Consider the following 2,838-nt stretch of genomic DNA (forward strand, 5'->3'; position numbering starts at 1 on the left):
GTCGATGCGGCCCCTTGACACACAGAGGCGCTATAAGGTCACTGCCCGCCCGGCCAGCACCGCGAGGTGGTGCGCCGGCGGGCAGACGACAGATCAACAGCAAGGACACCCAGACTGCGGGGTCAGTCGTAAGCAAGAGTCAGGCCGCCTACCGGCAGCTATCAGTCTCACAATCGTGGCTGTCGCCGACGGATCCCGTCGAGGGCAGGATCTTCGTTGTCCGCCAGGCGTTGGGAGAATTTGATCGACGTGTAGGTCGGTCCGCGGTCGCTGTGGTGGATCAACTCGCCGGTCGCGGACGTCGCGTGAGCAGATCCCGTATTCGAGCGCGCCGAGGACGAGTCAGTGTCGCACCGGTCGGAGGTCTTCCCGCCGATGATGCGGTTGGAGAACGCGTCGCGGGCCGCGGCCAGCCACAGCACGCCCTGCCCGGTGACGATGCGGGTCGCGTCGGCGACCCGCAGCCGGTTCGGGGCGCCGGCGGTGAAGTCCCGGTTGACCGGGTCCGGCGCCGGGTCGGCTTTCGGGTTCTGCCGGGTGGAGCCGCCGCGCCAGCCCCGGCGCCGGAACGCCCCGGCCAGACCGTGGGTGCGCATCAGCCGCTCGACCCGCTTACGGCAGACGCGGATGCCGCGGCGGGCCAGGGTCGCGTGCACGCGTGGGCTGCCGTGGGTCTGCCCGGACCGGTCGTGGATGTCGACGGTCTCGGTCAGCAGGCCGCGGTCTTCGACCTCCCGCGGCCCGGGGTCGGCTTCGCGGGCCACCCCAGCCGTACTAGGTCGACGGGGCGACCTGCAGGACCCGGAGGACGGGCTCGACCCCGAAGCGGTCGCGCAGCTCGGTCACGAGCGTCATGACCGTCGCCGGGTCGGGTCGAGTTCCGAGGCGAAAAAAGCCGAGGCGGCCTTGAGGACCTCGTTGGCTCTGCACAACTCAGCGACCTCTCTGCGCAGCCGGCGCAGCTCCTCGGCCTCGGCGGTGGCCGGCTGGTCGAAGCACTCACCGTGGTCGGCCTGGTCCTGGCGGATCCAGTTGCGCAGCGCCTCGGAATGCACGCCGACCTGCCCGGCCAGGCGCTTTATGACCGGTTCGGGGCCGGACTCCCGGTAGAGCCGCACAGCGCACTGACGCAGCTCTACCGGGCACTTGCGAGGGCGCGGGCACAGAGAATCTCCTGCTCAGTGCCTATCAGACCATGATCGAAAGTCTCCGGGCCACCGGAGGAACCTCAGTCCCCTGTTGTCGGAGCAACACCCGCCACGATCCGGCAGTAACCCAGCACACTTCGGCGAACCACACCACCGGCTGTTCCGTACAAGTAGGGACGATGAAGTGAACGGGTCGGGAGTGTGGCATGCGGGCTTGGCTCCACAAGACGGTGGGAGGGCTGCCTAAAGCCTTTTGGTATCTTTGGTGCGGTACGGTGATCAGCCGGTCGGGCGCATTCATCGTGCTATACCTTCAAATGCACATGGTGACAAGGTATGGTTTCTCCGCCTCGCTCGCCGGCCTCATTCTCGGCCTGTTCGGCGGAGGTATGGCGATCGGCTCACTCCTCGGTGGAGTGATCGCCGATCGCTACGGTCGTCGCGCTACGCTGTTGGTCGCCAACATCGCGATGGCGCTGACTGCGGGCGCGCTAGGACTGGTTAATGACCCGTTGACGGTTGGCACACTCGTAGCTCTATACGGGTTCTGTAATGGCTTCGGTCGACCCGCATTCAACGCAGCCATGATTGATATACTTGAGCCGACCGTAAGACTACGTGGTGTCAATCTGAACTACTGGGCCACCAACTTAGGGTTCTCTTTATCCGCGATACTTGCCGGAGCTCTCGCCCTAACTCCACACTTCACAGCATTCGCGCTCAATGCCGCAGCTCTGTTGATAATGGCTGCGATCGTGTTCAGGCTAGTTCCGGAGACGCGGCCGGGCTCTGGTGCCGCCAGAGAATCCCGGGCAGGCGGAAGCATCCGAGTCGTCTTCCGAGACCGGGTCTTTATGGCGTTCGTTGCACTGAACCTCGGACTCTGGGTGATCATTGAATCGTCCCAACTTATTCCGATCGCCTTAAATCAGCGTGGATTGAATGTGGCGGATTTTGGATGGATTATTGCAGTCAATGGGATCATGATCGTAATTGGCCAGTTGTTCGTGCCGGGGTTGATAGCGGGACGACGTCGAACGCCAATATTGGCGGTGGCGGCAATTCTAATCGGATGTGGTATGGGCGCTGTCGCCATAACCGATTCGGTTCCCATGCTGATGATTTCGGTAGCAATCTGGACGGCAGGCGAAATGCTCAATGCCCCGATCCATGGCACCTACCTGGCCGAGCTCTCGCCTCCGGCATTGCGCGGCACTTATCAAGGTGTGGCGGCGACTAGTTACACACTCGCTAAATTCGTTGCTCCGATTGGCGGTGGCGTGCTGTTGGATTCGACTCAGCCCATGGCGTTGTGGCTGGCACTGGCAGCACTTGGGGTACTACTGGCGCTTGGCTACACGGTGACCGGTGCCTCGCGTGATGCGAGGGCCAAACGCGATCAGGCGCGTTTGCTGCACCGATAGGTGACATCTGAGAGCGTTGTTCATGAGGTGCTGGTCCATGCTCGGTGACTGAGGGTCATTCAAACTCAAACTGAGCTTGACCCGGTTCTCCGGACACCGATCCTGAGGTGACACTGTCACCCGGGGAAGGAGTTCGAATGCCCGCACCACACCCGGCCGAGTTCCGTCAGAGGGCAGTCGAGCTGGCCCGGTTGAAGGACCGGCCCGTCTCGCAGTTGGCCAAGGAGCTCGGGATCTCCGAGTCTTGCCTGCGCAACTGGATGAAC

General features: G+C 63.3%; 4 protein-coding genes and 1 other annotated feature. Of the genes, 2 read left to right on the forward strand and 2 right to left on the reverse strand.

Translation table 11 applies throughout. From position 1 onward, the window contains the following. Positions 1 to 167 precede the first annotated feature (167 nt). Both AB0J67_RS40365 and AB0J67_RS40370 read right to left on the reverse strand, forming a co-directional pair. Positions 168 to 764, reverse strand: a complete 597-nt coding sequence (locus AB0J67_RS40365) for an IS3 family transposase (RefSeq protein ID WP_363490992.1) — start codon at positions 762 to 764, stop codon at positions 168 to 170. Positions 765 to 783: 19 nt separating this feature from the next. Then, positions 784 to 897, reverse strand: a sequence feature (AL1L pseudoknot). Beyond that, positions 852 to 1,166: a transposase gene (locus AB0J67_RS40370; protein ID WP_363490996.1), complete on the reverse strand. Its 315-nt coding sequence runs from the start codon at positions 1,164 to 1,166 to the stop codon at positions 852 to 854. (Overlaps the previous feature by 46 nt.) A 188-nt stretch (positions 1,167 to 1,354) precedes the next feature. On the opposite strand from AB0J67_RS40370, the gene AB0J67_RS40375 reads away from it, so the two are divergent. Further along, positions 1,355 to 2,572, forward strand: a complete 1,218-nt coding sequence (locus AB0J67_RS40375) for an MFS transporter (RefSeq protein ID WP_363490994.1) — start codon at positions 1,355 to 1,357, stop codon at positions 2,570 to 2,572. Positions 2,573 to 2,709: 137 nt separating this feature from the next. Beyond that, the coding region (locus AB0J67_RS40380; protein ID WP_363490998.1) for a helix-turn-helix domain-containing protein at positions 2,710 to 2,838 on the forward strand (129 nt) is incomplete at its 3' end.

The organism is Catellatospora sp. NPDC049609, from assembly GCF_040675365.1.
GTDB lineage: Bacteria > Actinomycetota > Actinomycetes > Mycobacteriales > Micromonosporaceae > Catellatospora.